The sequence below is a fragment of the Lactivibrio alcoholicus genome (genome assembly GCF_055390895.1).
The window spans coordinates 3,004,400-3,020,430 of record NZ_AP042471.1 but is presented as its reverse complement, the minus strand read 5'-3'; the positions used below and the strand labels follow the sequence as shown (position 1 = coordinate 3,020,430).

Sequence of the window (16,031 nt, the reverse complement as noted above, 5' to 3'; positions counted from 1 at the left end):
TCTTCCTCGCCCTCGGAAAGAACTACTTTCGCTCTTCCCACGCCGGGGCGGGGTAGATCACGTCGTTCTGCTTCGACTCTTCCGGGTACACCGTAACGAACTTCCCCTTCTGGATCTGGATCGCGGGGTGAATCGTCTTGATGTTCTGCCCCTTCTCGTCGAACTTGACCCCAGGCCACGTCGAAAGTTCGAGATCCATGCCCCTGAGCGCACCTCGAACCTTGTCGGTCTCGATCGACCCGGCCTTCTCAACGGCAAGCTGCAGCAGGCTTCCCGCCGCGCTCGCGCTCGCCGCGTGGTAGCCCGGCGTATACGTCTCGCCGAACATCGCGCGGCATGCTTTGACGTAGTCTTCAGTCGTCCCGAACACGGGATCCTTCAGCTTCATGGCGGGAATCCACCACTCGCCCTCGATCGCGTATTCGGCATCGGCGCCGAGTTCCTTGATGAATCCCTCGACCATGACGCCCACCGAAATCGCGTACATCTTCGGATTGAGCTTGAGCTCCTTGCTCTGCCGCATGAGCATCAGAGAATCGGCAGTATACCCCGCCAACCCGAGAATATCGGGATTCACAGACTTGACCTTCGTCAGGAGACTCGATATATCGGTCGCGCCCGCGGGATACTTTTCGAAAAGCACGACCTTGATTCCGGCCTTTTCGAGCGAATTTTTGAAGCCTTCGGCGCAGCTCAGCGGGAAGAGATCGTTGGCGGAAATGATCGCAGCCGTCTGCGGTTTCGGGGTCACCTTCTTCGCGACCTCGGCGATCGGGTCCATCAGCAGCGTCGCCGGAGGAAGGATCGAGAAGATGTTTTTGTACCCGCGTTCATAGATCTTCGTCGCGTTCGCTTCGGGCGCGATCGTGATAATGCCGTACTTTTCGCCGATGGCGCTCGTCGCGAACGTGACTGCGCTCGAATACGGCCCCATCAGGAACTGCACCTTGTCTTCGGTGATCAGTTTTTCGGTCAACTTCGCGCCGCGCACCGCGTCGCTCTCGTCATCGAGGTAGATCATATGAACCTTGTAGCGCTTCTCTCCGACCTTGATTCCGCCGTTGTCATTGACGTGTTTCTCCCAGACCTGGTACCCCATCTTGACCTGCGTTCCTTCGTATGCAAGCTTCCCGGTCATCGAAACGGCCACGCCGATCCTGATGACATCCTCCGCGAACACCGCCCCGATCGCCACAAAAAGGAACGCGCACACTACAGCCAGAGTCAGAACCTTTCTCATCACACTCTCTCCCTTCTTTTTCCGCGTTGTCCTTCTCTTTCAGGAAGGTCACGCAATACCAAGATATGCGGCCTTGACGTGACCGTTGCACCCGAGGTTTTCGCTGGTGTCTTCGAGCGTGACTCGCCCCGATTCTACGACGTATCCTCGGTCAGAGAGATCGAGCGCGACCTGGACATCCTGTTCGACGAGCAGGATGCCGATTCCGCGTTCCCTCCTGAGCGCCGAGATGATCCGGATCAGGTCGTCGACGATCACGGGCGCCAGCCCGAGCGACAGTTCGTCGATGACGAGAAGTTTCGGGCGCGCCATGAGCGCGCGACCGATCGCGCACATTTGCTGTTCCCCTCCGGAGAGATTTCCCGCAAGCCGGTTTCTGTGGCTGGATACAGCTTCGAACACCGAATAGACATAGTCCAGGTCCTCGCGGACCGAGGAGTCGTTCGGACGCTGGTAGGCTCCCATAAGGAGATTGTCCTCGACCGAGAGACCATAGAAGAGATGTCTCCCTTCCGGAGCGAATCCCATCCCCATCGCGACCCGCTTCGGTCCCGAAAGCCCCGTGATGTCAGTCCCGGCGAACGATATGCTTCCCGACCATGCAGGAACCATCCCGAGAAGCGTGTTGAGCAGCGTGCTCTTTCCCGCGCCGTTCGCGCCGACGACACACACGATTTCTCCTTCGCGGATGTCGAGATTTACATCCCAGAGCACCTGGATCGCCCCGTACCCCGTCGACAGATTCCGGACACTCAGAAGTGTCTCTCCGGTCATATCCCGCATTTTCCCGCGTACCTCTTTCCAAGATAGGCTTCGACGACCCGCTGGTCGGAGACGACCTCCTGCGGCGTTCCCTCGCTGATCTTCTCGCCGTGGTGGAGCACGATGATCCGGTCCGACATGTTCATGACGGCCTTCATGATGTGCTCGATATAGACGATCGTCAGGTTCTTTTCCGTCCTGAGCCGCTTGACGAGCTCTCCCGCATCGCTCACTTCGGCCGGGTTGAGCCCCGCCATGACCTCGTCGAGAAAGACGACTTCCGGCTCCATCGCGAGCACCCGTGCGAATTCCATCCGCTTGAGATCCGGCAGCGTGATGGCGTTGACCGGGAAATCCTTCTTCTTCTCCAGCCCGACGAGCGAGAGAATGTCTTCCGTCCTGGCGACCGCGCTCGCGACATCCCGCTTGCGCCCGTCCCCGCCGAACAGGGCTCCGACGATGACGTTCTCCGCGACCGTCATTCCCTGAAGCGGCTTCACGACTTGGAATGTTCTCGCGAGTCCCTTCCGCGCGATCTGGTACGGCTTCAGACCGGTGATGTCCTCTCCCTTGAGGAAAACACTCCCGGATGTCTTCGGAAGCGCTCCCGTCACCAGATTCGTGATCGTCGTCTTTCCGGCGCCGTTCGGGCCGATCAGACCGACGATTTCCCCTCGCCGCACCTCGAAGCTCACGTTGTTCGTCGCGCGCAGCGCGCCGAAATCCCTGACGAGAGAATCCACCCGAAGAATCACGGAATCCCCGATCACAGCGATCCCCCCTCCGCTTTTCCCTCGAGCCTCTTCCTCCGGAGCTCGGCGAAGCGCCCCACGCATCCGTTCGGGATCAGCGCGACGATGACGATCGTCGCAATCCCGAGGACCGCGAGGTGATAGTGGCCGAAACTGCTCCACGCGACTTCGGAAACGAACTGGAAGAGAATCGCTCCGACTGTGGGACCGAGCACGGTTCCGAGACCGCCGACGAGCAGGATTACGATCGCGTTCACGGCGATCATGACATTGAACATTTCGTCCGGGGAGATGAACGACATCCAGTACGCGTAAATCGACCCCGCGAGGCTCGTGATCGCGGCGCTGATGCCCCAGTTGACGACCTTGCAGAGCGTCGTGTTGATACCCATGGAGTTCGCCGCATCCTCGTTCGCCCTGATCGCCCGGATTCCGAACCCGAAGCGGCTTCGCAGGATCAGGGCCGTTGCGGCGTTCGCAAGCACGAGAAGAACGAGCATCGCGAAGTAGAAAAAGACAGACGCCTGCGCCGGCGTCGCGTTCAGGATCGGCAGCGTCGTCCCCATCGCGCCTCCCGTGAACTCAACGTTCTGCACGACGGACATCAGCGCGCCGGAGACTCCGATCGTCGCCACGGCGAAGTAGTGCCCGCGGAGCCGTAAAACCGGCAGTCCGATGAGAATGCTGATCGCGACGCTGACCGCCGTTGCGATCGGAAGCGTCAGGAAGAACGGAATTCCGGCCCCCATGGCGACAGCCGTGCCATAGCCGCCGACCGCGAAGAACATGGCGTTTCCGAACGGGACGTACCCCATGAACCCGGACATCAGGTTGATGCCCTGGGCGATGACTCCGTACATGAACATGACCGTGAGAACACGGGCCCAATACCCGGAGAGAACCACCGGGAGCGAAACGAGGAGCGCAAGCGCACCGATCAGGACCGGAATGTGCTTTTTCGTCATCGACGTCACCGCCCCGACCTACGCGAAGAACTTCCTGCCCAGAAGACCGTACGGCCTCCAGAGCAGCACCGCGACCATAATGACCATACCGAGGGACTCCTGCCATTCCGCGCCGAAGAACGAGACGCCAGCGGTTTCGGCGATGCCGAGGAGAATTCCGCCGGCCGCGGCTCCCCAGATATTCCCGAGTCCGCCGAGAATCGCGATGATGAACACCTTTCCGACAATCATGCCGACAAGATGCGGCGAGAAGCTGTAGATACTGGCCCACAGCGCCCCCGCCCCGCCTGCGAGCGCGGATCCGAGCGCGAAATTCACGAGATACATCCGCTGGATGTCGATTCCCACGGCCTGCGCCCCGACCCGATCGAGCGCCACCGCCTGGATGCCTTTGCCGGTCTTCGTCCGTTTCATGAACATGTACAGCAGGAAGACCGTAACCATGGCGACGATAAAGGCAAGCAGCCTGACGAGCGGGATGTGGGCACCGAGGAAATCGAAGCTCACGCCTCCGTAGGGAACCCTGATCGTCCGATAGTCGGCCGACCAGAGAACGAGCATGAAATTCTCGAGAACCAACCGGACGGCGAAGGTGAGAATGAGCGTGAACACCATGCCGCCGCGGCTCAGGGGTTGCAGGATCCCTCTATAGATCATCGCCCCGAGGACGAAGAGCACCAGACCGGACAGGGGTATGCCGAGAAACGGATCGACGCCGAACGCGTTGAAGAGAACCATCGAAAGATACGAGCCGAGTATGACCATGGCCCCGTAGGCCAGGTTGATGATGCCGCTGATGCCCCACTGCAGGGAAAAGCCCGCGCCCATGAGCGCATAGACTCCTCCGAGAAGCAGTGCGTTACAGACAAGCTGCAGCTCCACCGGGAGCCACCCCCTTCACCGGGTATCCCGCACGTGTGCGGGTCGCCACGGACCGGTGAACGCCCGTGGCGGTCGAAAGCTGAAACTCGTACTCCGGGAATACGAGATCAATACTTCAGTTGCCTGCTCCCGGGCTTGACGAGCGCCAGTCCCTGCCGGCACAGGGGGCAGTCCGCCGGATCGAAGACCGGGAACGACACCTTGCACAGCGAGATCGGGGGCTCCTTGAGGACGAGCCGTTTCCCGGCGCTTCTGTCGACGATGCAGGCCGTGGCGAGCCACTCCGCCCCCTTCTCCTGAAGCAGGGTGCCGACCTCGAGAACGGAGCCGCCCGTCGTGATGACGTCCTCGACGACGACGGCACGCTTGCCCTCGAAGAACGGGAAACGCCGCAGCTTCATGTGATTGTCCTCCCGCTCGCAGAAGAGAAAGGGGACGTCGAGATACCGCGCCACTTCATGTCCGATGATGACGCCGCCCATCGCGGGCGACACCACGATATCGGGTTTGAACGCCTCGAGACGCCTTGCGATCTGCTCGCCCGTATAGGCCGCGTTCCGCGGATACCGAAGCAGGAGAGCGCACTGGAAGTAAAACGGACTGTGAAGCCCCGAGGTAAAAAGGAAGTGCCCTTCGAGAAGCGCTCCGCTCTCGCGGACGAGTTCCAGCGTCTTTTGCTCTACATCCTTTTCCGACATGAAAATCCCTCCCGTATGTCTTGTGCGATCTTCGCTATCATTTCGTTCCTGTCCGCCGCCCCGAGGATGGGTCGCCCGACGACGAGATAATCGGCGCCGGCGGCGATCGTCTCGCGCGGCGTTCCCGTCCGGGACTGGTCGTCGCCTCCCGTTTCGAAACGAACGCCCGGAACCACCGTTGCGATTCCGTATCCCGCTGCGGCGCGAACGACCGGAAGATCCGACGGCGAGCACACGATCCCGTGCATTCCGGCATCTCTTGCGCACGAGGCGCGCCTCGCGAGCGCGTCGCTCATGGGGCACCCCGGATGAACCTCGCTCCATTCCCCTTCGTCGAGACTCGTGAGGACGGTCACGCCAAGCAGCATCATGTCGACGCCTTTCGCGTCCACGACGTCCCGCGCAGCACGCATCATCGAACGTCCGCCCGAACTGTGCAGCGTCAGAGCCCAGAGCCCCTCGCCGGCAAGGACATCGACGGCCATCCTGACGGTATTGGGGATGTCGTGCAGCTTGAGATCGAGGAAGACGCGATATCCGCGCCGCATGACATCACGGACGAAGGGCAAACCGCCGAGCGCGTAGAGCTGATGTCCGATCTTGATATGGGACAACGCGTCGCCGATTTCGTCCAGAACGCCAAGTGCCGAATCCGGCGTCGCGACATCGAGAGCGAGTATGAGCGGGACACGTTCCGTCATCTGTTCTCCTCCTCTTCAGCGGCCTCCGGGCCGCGCCATTCCCACGATCGAACCGACGTCGTCGAGACCGCGAGAGTCGAGATATTCCTCAATGCCGCGACAGATTGTTTCCGGGGTATCCATCGAACGGAAGATCGCGGCCCCGATCTCGACTGCCTGGGCGCCCGCCTGAAGCATGGCGATGGCGTCATCCGGCGTCGTAACGCCGCCGCATCCGATTATCGGGATTCTGGCATACCCTGCGATCTCCCAAACCAATCGGAGCGCGAGCGGAAATATGGCCGGACCCGAAAGACCGGCAAACACCCTCCGGAAAACCGGCGTTGCCCGCTCGACGTCGATCGCCATACCGAGCCATGTGTTCGCGACGACCAGTGCATCCGCCCCGGCGTCTTCGACAGCTTTCACGATGTCGCGGGGTTCGCGCATCTGCGGCGTCAGCTTGACCCAGAGAGGACCCTGCCAGGACTCGCGGGCGGCTTCGACCGCACGCGACGCGCCGTCGGCGGAAACCCCCCAGCTCATGCCGCCACATGCGACGTTCGGACACGAGATATTGAGCTCGATGCCCGGGATGTCCTCGCGATGGTCGGATAGAAGCCCGAGCGTATGCTTTACCTCGTCTTCCGTCTCCATGGCGACATTGACGAGAAATGGTATTCCACTTTTCGATATCATCGGAAGATACCGGTCGAGAAAGACATCGACGCCGCAGTTCTGCAACCCGATGCTGTTGAGGACGCCGCATGGCGTTTCCCAGACGCGGATCCCCTCGTTGCCCGAACGCGGTCGGGCCGTCACGGCCTTCGTACAGACGCCGCCGACGCCGGAAAGCGTCTCCCGATCCCAGAGCCACGGATCGAACGGCCAGACCCCCGAGCAAATCAGAACCGGCGACGAAAGCCGGACGCCTCCGACGATTCTCTCAATCCTCGTCCCGAGGGACATCCCACTCAACCTCCCCCGCTCGGAAAACCGGGCCGTCGACACAAACACGCTTCCTGCCGTTCCGGGTCGGAACGGCGCACCCGAGACACCCTCCCATGCCGCATGCCATCCGTTGCTCCATGCTCACCAGGATATCTCCCGCCCTGTCCGGGTACTTTTTCACCAGCGCAGCGAGCATTCCTCTCGGGCCGCACGCCCAGACATCCGTATCCCGCGGAAGGACATCGGGCAAGCCGTCGAGCGCGGTTCCTGATCTTCCGAAGTGTCCGTCCTGGGAGAACACCGCGAGCGACGGAATCTCGCCGCTCATCGCATCGGCGAACGCCTGCCACGAAACGTCGGGAACTCCGAGGATGATACCTGCCCTCAGTCCGTCGGGCGTTCCGCGATATGCCGCAAGAATCGACGCGAAACCGGTTGTTCCCGCGACGAAGATCCGTTTTCTGCCGGAATCCATCGGGAATCCGTTCCCAACCGGTCCGCGGATGGAAAGTACCGTTCCGGCCTGAAGCAGCGAGAGCTCCCGCGTCATTCGTCCGACGATGCGGAAGAGAAGACGAATGCGCCCAGGTTCACTCTCCGCGATGGCGAGAGGCCGTCCGAGAAGGGGGTCCATCCGGTCGGGAAAGCGAAGCAGCACAAACTGCCCGGGGATGACGTCGCCCTCGAAGTCCCACTCGAGACGAATGGAGAAGAGACGTTCGTCATATCCCAGAATCGAAAGGACGGCACCACGACGATCCGCAATCGATTCGCTATGCATTCGCATCACTCCGGTCCGAAATGATCACGCGGTCCTGTCCGTCGATCTCCGTGACCTGGACATCCACGGACTCGCTCCGCGATGTCGGAATGCTCTTCCCTATATAGTCCGGCTGGATCGGAAGTTCGCGATGCCCGCGGTCGATCAGGATCACGAGCTGCACGATCTCCGGACGTCCGAGATCCATAATCGCATCGAGCGCCGCCCGCGCCGTCCGCCCAGTATACAGGACGTCGTCGACGAGAATGACGCGCTTCCCCGTCAGGTCAGCAGGGATCGATGTGCTGTGAAGGACGGGCTGATCGCGGAGCATCGCGATATCATCCCGGTAGAGCGTGATGTCGAGTTCCCCCGTCGGAACCCTGGCTTTTTCCGTCTGTCGGAAAATATCGCGAAGCCTGTGGGCAAGCGTCACTCCGCGACGCTGTACTCCGAGCAGGACCACGTCCGAAAGCCCCTTGTTTCTCTCGACGATCTCGATCGCAATCCTTCGGAGGACGCGCTCCATATCGTCGGCTTCCATAATGACCGCCTTCTCGTGGACCGTCACACGACATCCCCTCCGTACAAAAAAACGGCCGGCCCGACAGAGGGCGTGGCCGTTCGACCATCGCGACGAATACGAAGGGAAAGCTTCTCGCGGATGACGCTTTTCATTGCCGCTCTCTCCCTCCCGGAATCTCACGCGGACGAGTGTACCATGGAGAGCATTTTTATGCAAGCGGTTGCATTATCCTGCGACAACGGGACCTGTCCTTCCCGGGTACGCAAGAAGCCCCTGCCGGAGGACATCCATCGCACGGATAAGGTCTTCGTTCTTCAGGACGTACGCCAGCCGGACTTCGTCCTTTCCGAGTCCGGGGGTCGCGTAGAATCCCTCGGCCGGCGCCGCCATAACCGTCTCGCCGTTGACGTCGAACTCCCGCAACATCCAGATGATGAAACGCTCCGCGTCATCCACGGGGAGTTTCACAACCGCATAGAACGCTCCCTTCGGCTCTTCGCAGACGACCCCCGGCATCGACTTCAGCGCATGGTACATCGTGTCCCTGCGCCGCTGGTATTCCGTCCGGACGTCGTCGAGATAGCCCTGTGGCGTTCCGTACAGTGCAACGGCCCCTATCTGGTCCATGGTCGGCGCGCTTGTCCGACCCTGGCACAGCTTCAGGACCTGATGCACGAACTCCGCGTTTCGGCTGATCAGACAGCCTACGCGGGCTCCGCAGGCGCTGTACCTCTTCGAGATGGAGTCCATGATCACGACACGGTCCCCGATCTCTTCGAACGAGGCGAAGCTGCGGTACGGAACCCCGTCATACACGAACTCCCTGTAGACCTCATCGGCGACGATGAAAAAATCGTGCTTTGCCGCGAGCTCCGCGACCATCTCCATCTCTTCGCGCGTGTAGATCGTCCCCGTCGGATTTCCTGGATGACAGAGCACGATCGCCTTTGTCCGGGGCGTGATCTTCGCTTCGATCGCCTGCGCCGGTGGAAGGTGAAACCCCTCCTCGGCCCTCGTCGTGATCGGAACGATCCGCGCACTCACCGACTCCGCGAACGGGTTGTAATTCGCGTAGAACGGCTCGGGGATGAGGATTTCGTCACCGGGATCGCACATCGCCGTAAACGCGAAGACGATCGCCTCACTCGCGCCGTCCGTTACGAGGATGTGGCGTCGTTCGAGCTCGACGTCATACTTTCTGTAATATCCCCTGATCGCATCGATGAGCTCGGGGATCCCTTCAGACGGGGCGTACGCCAGGACGCTGCTCCGGAAATCGCGGAGCGCCTCGAAGAATGAGGGAGGCGTGACGATATCGGGCTGCCCGATGTTCAGATGGTAGACCTTCCGGCCCTTGCGTTTCGCCTCTTCCGCGTATGGAATCAGGCGGCGGATCGGAGAGGCCTGCATATTCAGGATACGCTGTGAAAACTCCATTTCCGGGAACCTCCTCAGGTCGACGTGGTCCGACGTGCCGCGCGGAATCCTGCCGTATCACGTGCGGCACGTTGCGTTACAAAAAGGCGGCAGCCCGGAACCGGACCGCCGCCGGGACACATATGACGTCTTCTAGTCGAACTCCCTGAGCATATGGGCGAAATCCTCTTCCTTGCCCTTCAGGATATGATACACGTGGTCGTCCGTCGGGAACTTCCCCGTCTTGACGTCCTGGACATATTCCTTGAAGGCGTTGACCTCGATTTCCGCCACGTTCGCGTACTTCTTGACGAACTTCGGCGTGAACGCCTGGAACAGCCCGAGCATGTCACCGCAGATCAGGAGCTGACCGTCGCACGGCAACCCCGCTCCGATCGAATAGACTGGAATCGTGAGCTTCTTCGAGATATATTCGGTCAGCTCCGGGGGAACCGCTTCGAGAAGAAGTGCGAATGCCCCGGCCTTCTGGATTGCGATCGCGTCGTGGATCAGCTCGCGCGCGCTATCTGGATCGCGTCCCTGTGCCTTGAACCCGCCGAGCTGCCCGGAACTCTGCGGCGTCAACCCGATGTGCCCCATGACGAGGACGCCGGCGTTGGCAATCGCCTCGATCCGGGAAAGAACCCGTCTGCCGCCCTCGAGTTTCACGGCGTCGGAATCGGCCTCCTTGAGGAAGCGCCCCGCGTTGTACACCGCATCCTCGTCGGAGATCTGATAGGACATGAACGGCATGTCCCCGACGACGAAGGTATTCGGAGCTCCGCGCCGGACAGCCTTGCAATGGCTGATGCAGTCTTCCATCGTGACGGGAATGGTCCCCTGATAGCCGAGGACGACCATTCCGAGAGAGTCCCCGACAAGGATCATATCCATCTCGGCCGCTTCCGCGAAGGTCGCCATGGGGTAGTCGTACGCCGTAACCCAGGCTACCTTGTCTCCATTCTTCTTCATCTCGACGAAGTCCAACCGCGTTCTCTTCTTCGCCACGTCCGTCCCTCCCCTTTCGGGTCGTATTTTGGTTCCGTCCGAAGTGTTTTCTTTCTTCAGGACATTCCGCATGAACACCTTAGCACCTGTTTTTTCGGAACACAAGGAGCGAATGTTGTACTCGCGCATCGGGAGTTGTATCATGACCGCACAGATTATACGCAATTCTCGCGCAAATGCCAGATTGCAAAGGGAGGCGATCGTTGCCGCGACATTGGATCGTTCGCAGGTGCAGCTTTCTTTGATTCGGCATAAGTCCACAAATCGTTTCAGGAGGGTGATATCATGAGAAAAGTTCTGTTCGCCGTCGTCACGGCCCTGTTCCTGGTTCTTTCCCTCGGAAGCGCCTTCGCGGCCGACAAGATCGTCCTCCGGATAGGGCATACGATCGCTCCGGACTCTCATTACCAGAAGGGGCTCGAACACTTCGCGACGCTTCTGAAGGAAAAATCCGGGGAACAGATCGAGATGCAGATCTTCCACTCGTCGCAACTGGGATCCGAGCGGGACGTCATCGAAGGAGTTTCGATGGGAACGATCGAAATGACGCTGGTTTCCTCCGCTCCGCTCGCGAATTTCACGAACAGCTTCCTCGTCTTCGACCTCCCGTTCATCATCGTGGACCGGGAAAAGGCATACGCTTGGATGGACGGCCCGCAGGGGCGGAAGATTCTCGACTCGCTGGCTCCGAAAAACATCATCGGACTCGGAATCTGGGAAAACGGATTCCGGATGCTCACGAACTCGCAGAAACCTGTCGCCACTCCTGAGGATCTGAAAGGTCTCAAGATCCGCCTTATGGAAAACCCGATCCACGTCGGAACGTTCAAAACGCTCGGCGCCTATCCGACTCCGATGCCGTTCGGCGAGCTCTTCACCGCTCTGCAGCAGAAGATCGTCGACGGTCAGGAGAATCCGCTCGTCATCATCTATACGTCGAAATTCTACGAGGTCCAGAAGTACCTCGCCCTGACCGGACACTTCTACGCCCCGGCGATTCTGCTTGTCAACAAGGATTTCTGGGAGAAGAAACTCTCCGACGAACAGCGGAAAATCTTCCAGGAGTGCGAACTGGCGTCCCGAAAGTGGGAGCGACAGTATTGCATCGACATGGAAAAGCGCCTCGTGGACGACCTCAAGACAAAGGGGATGCAGGTCACCGTCCCCGACAAGGCAAAATGGGCTGAAGCCGTCCAGCCGGTCTACAAGGAGTTCGAGGGAAAGGTCGGAAAGGAAATTATCCAGGATCTGATCAACGCCCAGAAATAGTTCGACTCACCGGACGCTGCGGCGGGCATCGTGCTCCGCCGCTTTTCCATACTCTTTTCCGGATTGGGGGAGCACATATGCGTTATTTTGTCGACCATTTCGAGGAGTATGCGCTGCTCTTCCTGTTCCCTGCGATGGTTCTCGTCGTTTTCACCGCGACGCTGGCGCGGTATTTCAACCTCTTTCCGATGTTCTGGGGGGAGGAACTCGCGCGCTACATCATGGTCTTCATGGCGTATATCGGAACCGGGCTCGGAATGAAGACCGGTGCGCATATCGGCGTCTCGACGTTCACCGACCACATCAGGAGCCGCAGGGGGCGCATCGTCGCCGAAGTCTTCCGACTTCTGGTCATTGTCGGGTTCTGTCTCATGATCATGTACTACTATACGGGGATCATAGACCGCCAGATCATGATGGAGCAAACGACCCCCGCGCTCTACCTCCCGATGTGGCTTCCGTATCTCGCCGTCCCGATCGGAATGTTTCTCGTGTGCGCACGGGCCATCGAGGCGTTCTTCAAGTTCACCTGCGGTCAGAAATCGCTGAACGGAGGTGCGTCCTGATGGCGGTCACGATGTTCGGAACGCTCATCCTCCTTCTCGTCCTGAATGTTCCCGTGGCCGTGAGCATCGGAGTCGCGGCCATCCTCGGCGTCGTGACCGGAGGCCTTCCGATCAATCCGGTCGTTGTCGCGCAGCGGATGTTCACATCCGCCGATTCGTTTCCGTTCATGGCGATCCCCTTCTTCATGCTTGCCGGCGGTCTCATGGAGTACGGAGGAATCTCCCGAAGGCTTGTCAACCTCGCCTCGTCGCTCGTCGGCGGTTTCCGGGGCGGGCTCGGCCTCATAACGATTCTCGCGTCCGCCTTTTTCGGCGCCATCAGCGGATCGAACCCGGCGACGGTCGCTGCGATCGGAGGAATCATGGTTCCGGAGATGATCCGCAAGGGGTATCCTCCGGCATACGCCGGCGCGATCGCCGCCGCGGGAGGAACGCTCGGCGTCGTCATTCCGCCGTCTATTCCGATGATCACCTTCGGCGTCGTCGCGGGGGTCTCGATCGGCGATCTCTTCATGGCGGGATTCGGCCCCGGAATTTTCATCGCGCTGACGATCAGCGTTGTCGTCGTCGCCCTGAGCGCTCGGATGGACATCCCCCTCGAACCGAAACGGACATTTTCCGATTTCCTCTCGGCCCTGAAGGATTCCGTTCCCGCCATCGTCATGCCGCTGATCATCCTGGGCGGGATCTACGGAGGAATCTTCACGCCAACGGAAGCCGGCGCGGTCGCCGTCGTCTACAGCTTCGTCGTCAGCGTCTTCATCTATCGGGAGCTCACGCTCCCGAAGCTGAAAACGGTCATTATCCGCGCGGGGATCAGCACATCCGTGGTGTTCTTCGTCATCGCGACCTCCCAGTCGCTGTCGTGGCTCATCACGATCAGCCGCGTCTCCCAGGCCATAGCGGATTCGATCCTTTCGATCACATCCCAACCATTTCTCCTCATCACGCTCGTCAACGTCATTCTTCTCGTTTTCGGCATCTTTCTCGAGACTCAGGCGATCATCCTTCTCCTTGCGCCGCTGTTCCTGCCGATCGTCACCGGCGTCGGAATGGATCCCCTGATGCTCGGCATCATTATGGTCGTCAATACGTCAGTCGGGATGATCACTCCTCCGATGGCCGTCAATCTCTTCGTCGCCGTCTCTCTCGTGAAAGAGCACAATGTCACCATCGAGAAGATCACGCGCTACATTCTTCCCTTCCTGATCGTCGAGATCGTCGATATTTTCATCGTCAGCAACCTTCCCCTCCTCTCCGTGGGAATTCTGAAGCTGGTGAAATAATGTACCGGCTGATCTGCGTCTGCGACGATCTCACAGGCTCTTCCGTACAATCGATACTCCTCCGCAACAAGGGTTTCAAGGTCGACCAGCTCGTCGACGCGGGGGCCGAGTTCGCCCCCACGGGACACGCGGAGGTTCTCTCGATCAACGCAGACACTCGGCGAATCCCCGAAGATCAGGCGAAACGGACGATCGCATCGATCATCCGTCGATATAGCCATGCCGCGAGATACGCGAAGAGGATCGACACGACCCTGCGCGGCCATCTCCGGGCTGAAACCGAGCTCCTGCTCGATCTTCTTCCCGGGAGCGTCGCGATCGTCGTTCCGGCGTACCCCGCTTCGGGCCGGACGACGATCGACGGATATCACCTCCTTGACGGGCAGCCTCTCGAGCGGACGGAACTCAGAAACGACACGCTCTGGCCGGTTCGTTCGAGCTTCGTTCCCTCGTACTTCGCCCCGGGGAGCGGACATATTCCGATCGAAACGATCTCGGAAGGAGCGGAATCCGTCTCACGCGCACTCATCTCCTCGACCGAACGGACACGCACCGTGATCGCCGATGCTCTCACCGATTCGGACATAGACATTATCGCCCAGGGGGCCGTGCGCACCGGACTCAGGATACTCCCCGTCGATCCCGGTCCCTTTACCGCCGCGTATGCCTGGCATCTCCTGTCGACGGGGACGTCTTCGTCGATCCTCGCCATCATCGGGAGTACGTCCGAACTGACGCGAAGACAGCTCGAAGCGCTCCGGAAACACGTCCCCGTACACTGTCTTTCATTGCCCGTGGAACGACTCGTCTCGGCAGCGGCAGACGACATGGACTGGGATCTTCCCCGGAACTTCGCCGGCGGCATACTCGTGCTCCGTCCCGAGGAGGAGCTGAGACGGGGAGCTGAGGAAATGATCGCCGAAGGGCTCGCTGCCGCCGGAGCGTTCTTCATGGAAACGCTCACACCGACCGTATCCGGTGTTATCCTTTCGGGAGGAGACACGGCCATCCACTTTGCCCGGAGGTTGGGAATATCGGTTCTCTCGCCGGAGGCCGAAATCCAGCCGCTTATGATGGGGGGACGCGTCGCTGGCGGGCCGTATTCCGGTCTTTTCGTTGTCACCAAGGGAGGGCTCGTAGGACGCGAAGACGCGCTGGAACGTGCCGCAGACTGGATTTCCAGAGAAATCAGGAGGGAATCATGACAAAACCGGTAATCGCTGTAACTATCGGAGATCCGGCAGGAATCGGCCCGGAAATCGTCCTGAAGAGTCTCATGTCGCGCCACGTATGGGAGCGCGGCGTTCCTCTCATCGTGGGAGATCTATCCGTCCTGAAGGCCGTGCGGGATCGACTCGGACTGAAAATTCGCCTCAATCGCGTCAGAGACGCGGAATCGGCGTTCGGCGACGTCAGGGAATTCCCCGTCTTCGATGTCGCACGGATTAATGACCCCTCGAAACTCGACGTCGGTGCAATCTCCGAACTCGGGGGAGAGGCCTCCGTCGCGTACATCAGGGCGTCCGTCGATTTGTGCAAAAGAGGCGGCGTAGCCGGCATAGCGACGGCACCGATCAACAAGGAAGCTCTGCGCGCAGCGCGATTCCATTACATCGGACACACTGAAATGCTCGCAGAGATGTCTGAAGCGGAGAAAAGCTATACAGTTTTCATCGTCGACAAACTCAGGATTCTCTTCCACAGCCGGCATATCTCGCTGCGGAAGGCAATAGAAACGCTGGACGAGGACGAGATCGTCCGCTCGCTCGAAAGCGCCGACAGGTGTCTCCGTTCGATCGGAATGACGCCGAAATCGATCGCTCTGGCGGCTCTCAACCCGCACGCGTCGGACGGCGGGCTTTTCGGAGACGAGGAAAACCGCATCCTCATTCCGGCTGTCGCGCGCGCCCGACAGAAGGGACTCGCGGTCACGGGGCCCGTCCCGGCGGACAGCGTTTTCGCGCTCGCGCTCCAGGGACGATACGACATTGTCGTGTCTCTGTTCCACGATCAGGGACACATCGCCGCCAAGACCTACGACTTCTACAAAACTGTGAGCATCACCTTCGGGCTTCCCTTTCTCAGGACATCCGTCGACCACGGCACGGCATACGACATCGCGTGGAAGGGGCTGGCGAACCCAGTCAGCATGGAAACGGCGATACTCTCATGCTACGATCTCGCACCGAAGTACCGTTGGAAATAACGTTCTCTGCGGGGATCGGATGTATCCGATCCCCTTTTTATCATATTTCCATATACTTTACATA

The 16,031-nt window shown here is 60.0% G+C and carries 17 protein-coding genes; 5 read left to right on the top strand and 12 right to left on the bottom strand.

The genetic code is table 11. The features are described from left to right. Positions 1–22: 22 nt before the first annotated feature. The 12 genes from ACZ5IU_RS13820 to panB all read right to left on the bottom strand — a co-directional run bounded on the left by ACZ5IU_RS13820 (position 23) and on the right by panB (position 10,640). The gene (locus ACZ5IU_RS13820) at positions 23–1,240 is read right to left on the bottom strand and encodes an amino acid ABC transporter substrate-binding protein (RefSeq protein WP_464418313.1); all 1,218 of its coding nucleotides are present in this window, start codon (positions 1,238–1,240) and stop codon (positions 23–25) included. 48 nt (positions 1,241–1,288) lie between these two features. Further along, positions 1,289–2,014 (bottom strand): ABC transporter ATP-binding protein, encoded by a 726-nt coding sequence (locus tag ACZ5IU_RS13815; protein WP_464418311.1) that lies wholly within the window; start codon positions 2,012–2,014, stop codon positions 1,289–1,291. Then, positions 2,011–2,772: an ABC transporter ATP-binding protein gene (locus tag ACZ5IU_RS13810; protein WP_464418309.1), complete on the bottom strand. Its 762-nt coding sequence runs from the start codon at positions 2,770–2,772 to the stop codon at positions 2,011–2,013. Before ACZ5IU_RS13810 ends, ACZ5IU_RS13815 begins: the two co-directional genes overlap by 4 nt. Then, positions 2,769–3,719 (bottom strand): branched-chain amino acid ABC transporter permease, encoded by a 951-nt coding sequence (locus ACZ5IU_RS13805; RefSeq protein WP_464418307.1) that lies wholly within the window; start codon positions 3,717–3,719, stop codon positions 2,769–2,771. The genes ACZ5IU_RS13810 and ACZ5IU_RS13805 overlap by 4 nt, the downstream gene beginning before the upstream one ends. 18 nt (positions 3,720–3,737) lie before the next feature. Further along, positions 3,738–4,601 carry a branched-chain amino acid ABC transporter permease gene (locus ACZ5IU_RS13800; protein WP_464418305.1) on the bottom strand — a complete coding sequence of 288 codons (864 nt, stop codon included), beginning with the start codon at positions 4,599–4,601 and terminating at the stop codon, positions 3,738–3,740. Positions 4,602–4,708: 107 nt separating this feature from the next. Beyond that, positions 4,709–5,299: an orotate phosphoribosyltransferase gene (gene pyrE / locus ACZ5IU_RS13795; protein WP_464418303.1), complete on the bottom strand. Its 591-nt coding sequence runs from the start codon at positions 5,297–5,299 to the stop codon at positions 4,709–4,711. Continuing rightward, a complete protein-coding gene (gene pyrF / locus ACZ5IU_RS13790) occupies positions 5,281–6,000 on the bottom strand; it encodes an orotidine-5'-phosphate decarboxylase (RefSeq protein ID WP_464418301.1) in 720 nt (239 codons plus the stop codon). The genes pyrE and pyrF overlap by 19 nt, the downstream gene beginning before the upstream one ends. A gap of 15 nt (positions 6,001–6,015) precedes the next feature. Next, positions 6,016–6,948: a dihydroorotate dehydrogenase gene (locus tag ACZ5IU_RS13785; RefSeq protein ID WP_464418299.1), complete on the bottom strand. Its 933-nt coding sequence runs from the start codon at positions 6,946–6,948 to the stop codon at positions 6,016–6,018. Further along, positions 6,926–7,711, bottom strand: a complete 786-nt coding sequence (locus ACZ5IU_RS13780) for an iron-sulfur cluster-binding protein (protein ID WP_464418297.1) — start codon at positions 7,709–7,711, stop codon at positions 6,926–6,928. The genes ACZ5IU_RS13785 and ACZ5IU_RS13780 overlap by 23 nt, the downstream gene beginning before the upstream one ends. Next, entirely contained in the window at positions 7,704–8,261 is a 558-nt protein-coding gene (pyrR, locus tag ACZ5IU_RS13775) for a bifunctional pyr operon transcriptional regulator/uracil phosphoribosyltransferase PyrR (protein WP_464418295.1), read from the bottom strand. Before pyrR ends, ACZ5IU_RS13780 begins: the two co-directional genes overlap by 8 nt. Before the next feature lie 180 nt (positions 8,262–8,441). After that, complete coding sequence (locus ACZ5IU_RS13770) at positions 8,442–9,653, bottom strand: pyridoxal phosphate-dependent aminotransferase (RefSeq protein ID WP_464418293.1); 1,212 nt, start codon at positions 9,651–9,653, stop codon at positions 8,442–8,444. Between the two features lie 132 nt (positions 9,654–9,785). Continuing rightward, complete coding sequence (gene panB / locus ACZ5IU_RS13765; protein WP_464418291.1) at positions 9,786–10,640, bottom strand: 3-methyl-2-oxobutanoate hydroxymethyltransferase; 855 nt, start codon at positions 10,638–10,640, stop codon at positions 9,786–9,788. Positions 10,641–10,925: 285 nt separating this feature from the next. On the opposite strand from panB, the gene ACZ5IU_RS13760 reads away from it, so the two are divergent. The 5 genes from ACZ5IU_RS13760 (at position 10,926) to pdxA (ending at position 15,967) form a co-directional block, all read left to right on the top strand. Beyond that, positions 10,926–11,909: a TRAP transporter substrate-binding protein gene (locus ACZ5IU_RS13760; RefSeq protein WP_464418289.1), complete on the top strand. Its 984-nt coding sequence runs from the start codon at positions 10,926–10,928 to the stop codon at positions 11,907–11,909. Between the two features lie 77 nt (positions 11,910–11,986). Then, positions 11,987–12,475 (top strand): TRAP transporter small permease, encoded by a 489-nt coding sequence (locus ACZ5IU_RS13755; protein WP_464418287.1) that lies wholly within the window; start codon positions 11,987–11,989, stop codon positions 12,473–12,475. Then, positions 12,475–13,761: a TRAP transporter large permease gene (locus ACZ5IU_RS13750; RefSeq protein WP_464418285.1), complete on the top strand. Its 1,287-nt coding sequence runs from the start codon at positions 12,475–12,477 to the stop codon at positions 13,759–13,761. Before ACZ5IU_RS13755 ends, ACZ5IU_RS13750 begins: the two co-directional genes overlap by 1 nt. Beyond that, positions 13,761–14,966, top strand: coding sequence for a four-carbon acid sugar kinase family protein (locus ACZ5IU_RS13745; protein WP_464418283.1), 1,206 nt, complete (start codon positions 13,761–13,763; stop codon positions 14,964–14,966). The genes ACZ5IU_RS13750 and ACZ5IU_RS13745 overlap by 1 nt, the downstream gene beginning before the upstream one ends. Beyond that, positions 14,963–15,967, top strand: coding sequence for a 4-hydroxythreonine-4-phosphate dehydrogenase PdxA (gene pdxA, locus ACZ5IU_RS13740; protein ID WP_464418281.1), 1,005 nt, complete (start codon positions 14,963–14,965; stop codon positions 15,965–15,967). Before ACZ5IU_RS13745 ends, pdxA begins: the two co-directional genes overlap by 4 nt. The last annotated feature ends 64 nt before the right edge of the window (positions 15,968–16,031 follow it).

What these genes read in the sequence shown, in the direction of transcription:
- ACZ5IU_RS13820 (WP_464418313.1), bottom strand. Translation starts at nt 1,240, where the DNA reads ATGAGAAAGGTTCTGACTCTGGCTGTAGTGTGCGCGTTCCTTTTTGTG.
- ACZ5IU_RS13815 (WP_464418311.1), bottom strand. Translation starts at nt 2,014, where the DNA reads ATGACCGGAGAGACACTTCTGAGTGTCCGGAATCTGTCGACGGGGTAC.
- ACZ5IU_RS13805 (WP_464418307.1), bottom strand. Translation starts at nt 3,719, where the DNA reads ATGACGAAAAAGCACATTCCGGTCCTGATCGGTGCGCTTGCGCTCCTC.
- pyrE (WP_464418303.1), bottom strand. Translation starts at nt 5,299, where the DNA reads ATGTCGGAAAAGGATGTAGAGCAAAAGACGCTGGAACTCGTCCGCGAG.
- pyrF (WP_464418301.1), bottom strand. Translation starts at nt 6,000, where the DNA reads ATGACGGAACGTGTCCCGCTCATACTCGCTCTCGATGTCGCGACGCCG.
- ACZ5IU_RS13785 (WP_464418299.1), bottom strand. Translation starts at nt 6,948, where the DNA reads ATGTCCCTCGGGACGAGGATTGAGAGAATCGTCGGAGGCGTCCGGCTT.
- ACZ5IU_RS13780 (WP_464418297.1), bottom strand. Translation starts at nt 7,711, where the DNA reads ATGCATAGCGAATCGATTGCGGATCGTCGTGGTGCCGTCCTTTCGATT.
- ACZ5IU_RS13770 (WP_464418293.1), bottom strand. Translation starts at nt 9,653, where the DNA reads ATGGAGTTTTCACAGCGTATCCTGAATATGCAGGCCTCTCCGATCCGC.
- ACZ5IU_RS13760 (WP_464418289.1), top strand. Translation starts at nt 10,926, where the DNA reads ATGAGAAAAGTTCTGTTCGCCGTCGTCACGGCCCTGTTCCTGGTTCTT.
- ACZ5IU_RS13755 (WP_464418287.1), top strand. Translation starts at nt 11,987, where the DNA reads ATGCGTTATTTTGTCGACCATTTCGAGGAGTATGCGCTGCTCTTCCTG.
- ACZ5IU_RS13750 (WP_464418285.1), top strand. Translation starts at nt 12,475, where the DNA reads ATGGCGGTCACGATGTTCGGAACGCTCATCCTCCTTCTCGTCCTGAAT.
- ACZ5IU_RS13745 (WP_464418283.1), top strand. Translation starts at nt 13,761, where the DNA reads ATGTACCGGCTGATCTGCGTCTGCGACGATCTCACAGGCTCTTCCGTA.
- pdxA (WP_464418281.1), top strand. Translation starts at nt 14,963, where the DNA reads ATGACAAAACCGGTAATCGCTGTAACTATCGGAGATCCGGCAGGAATC.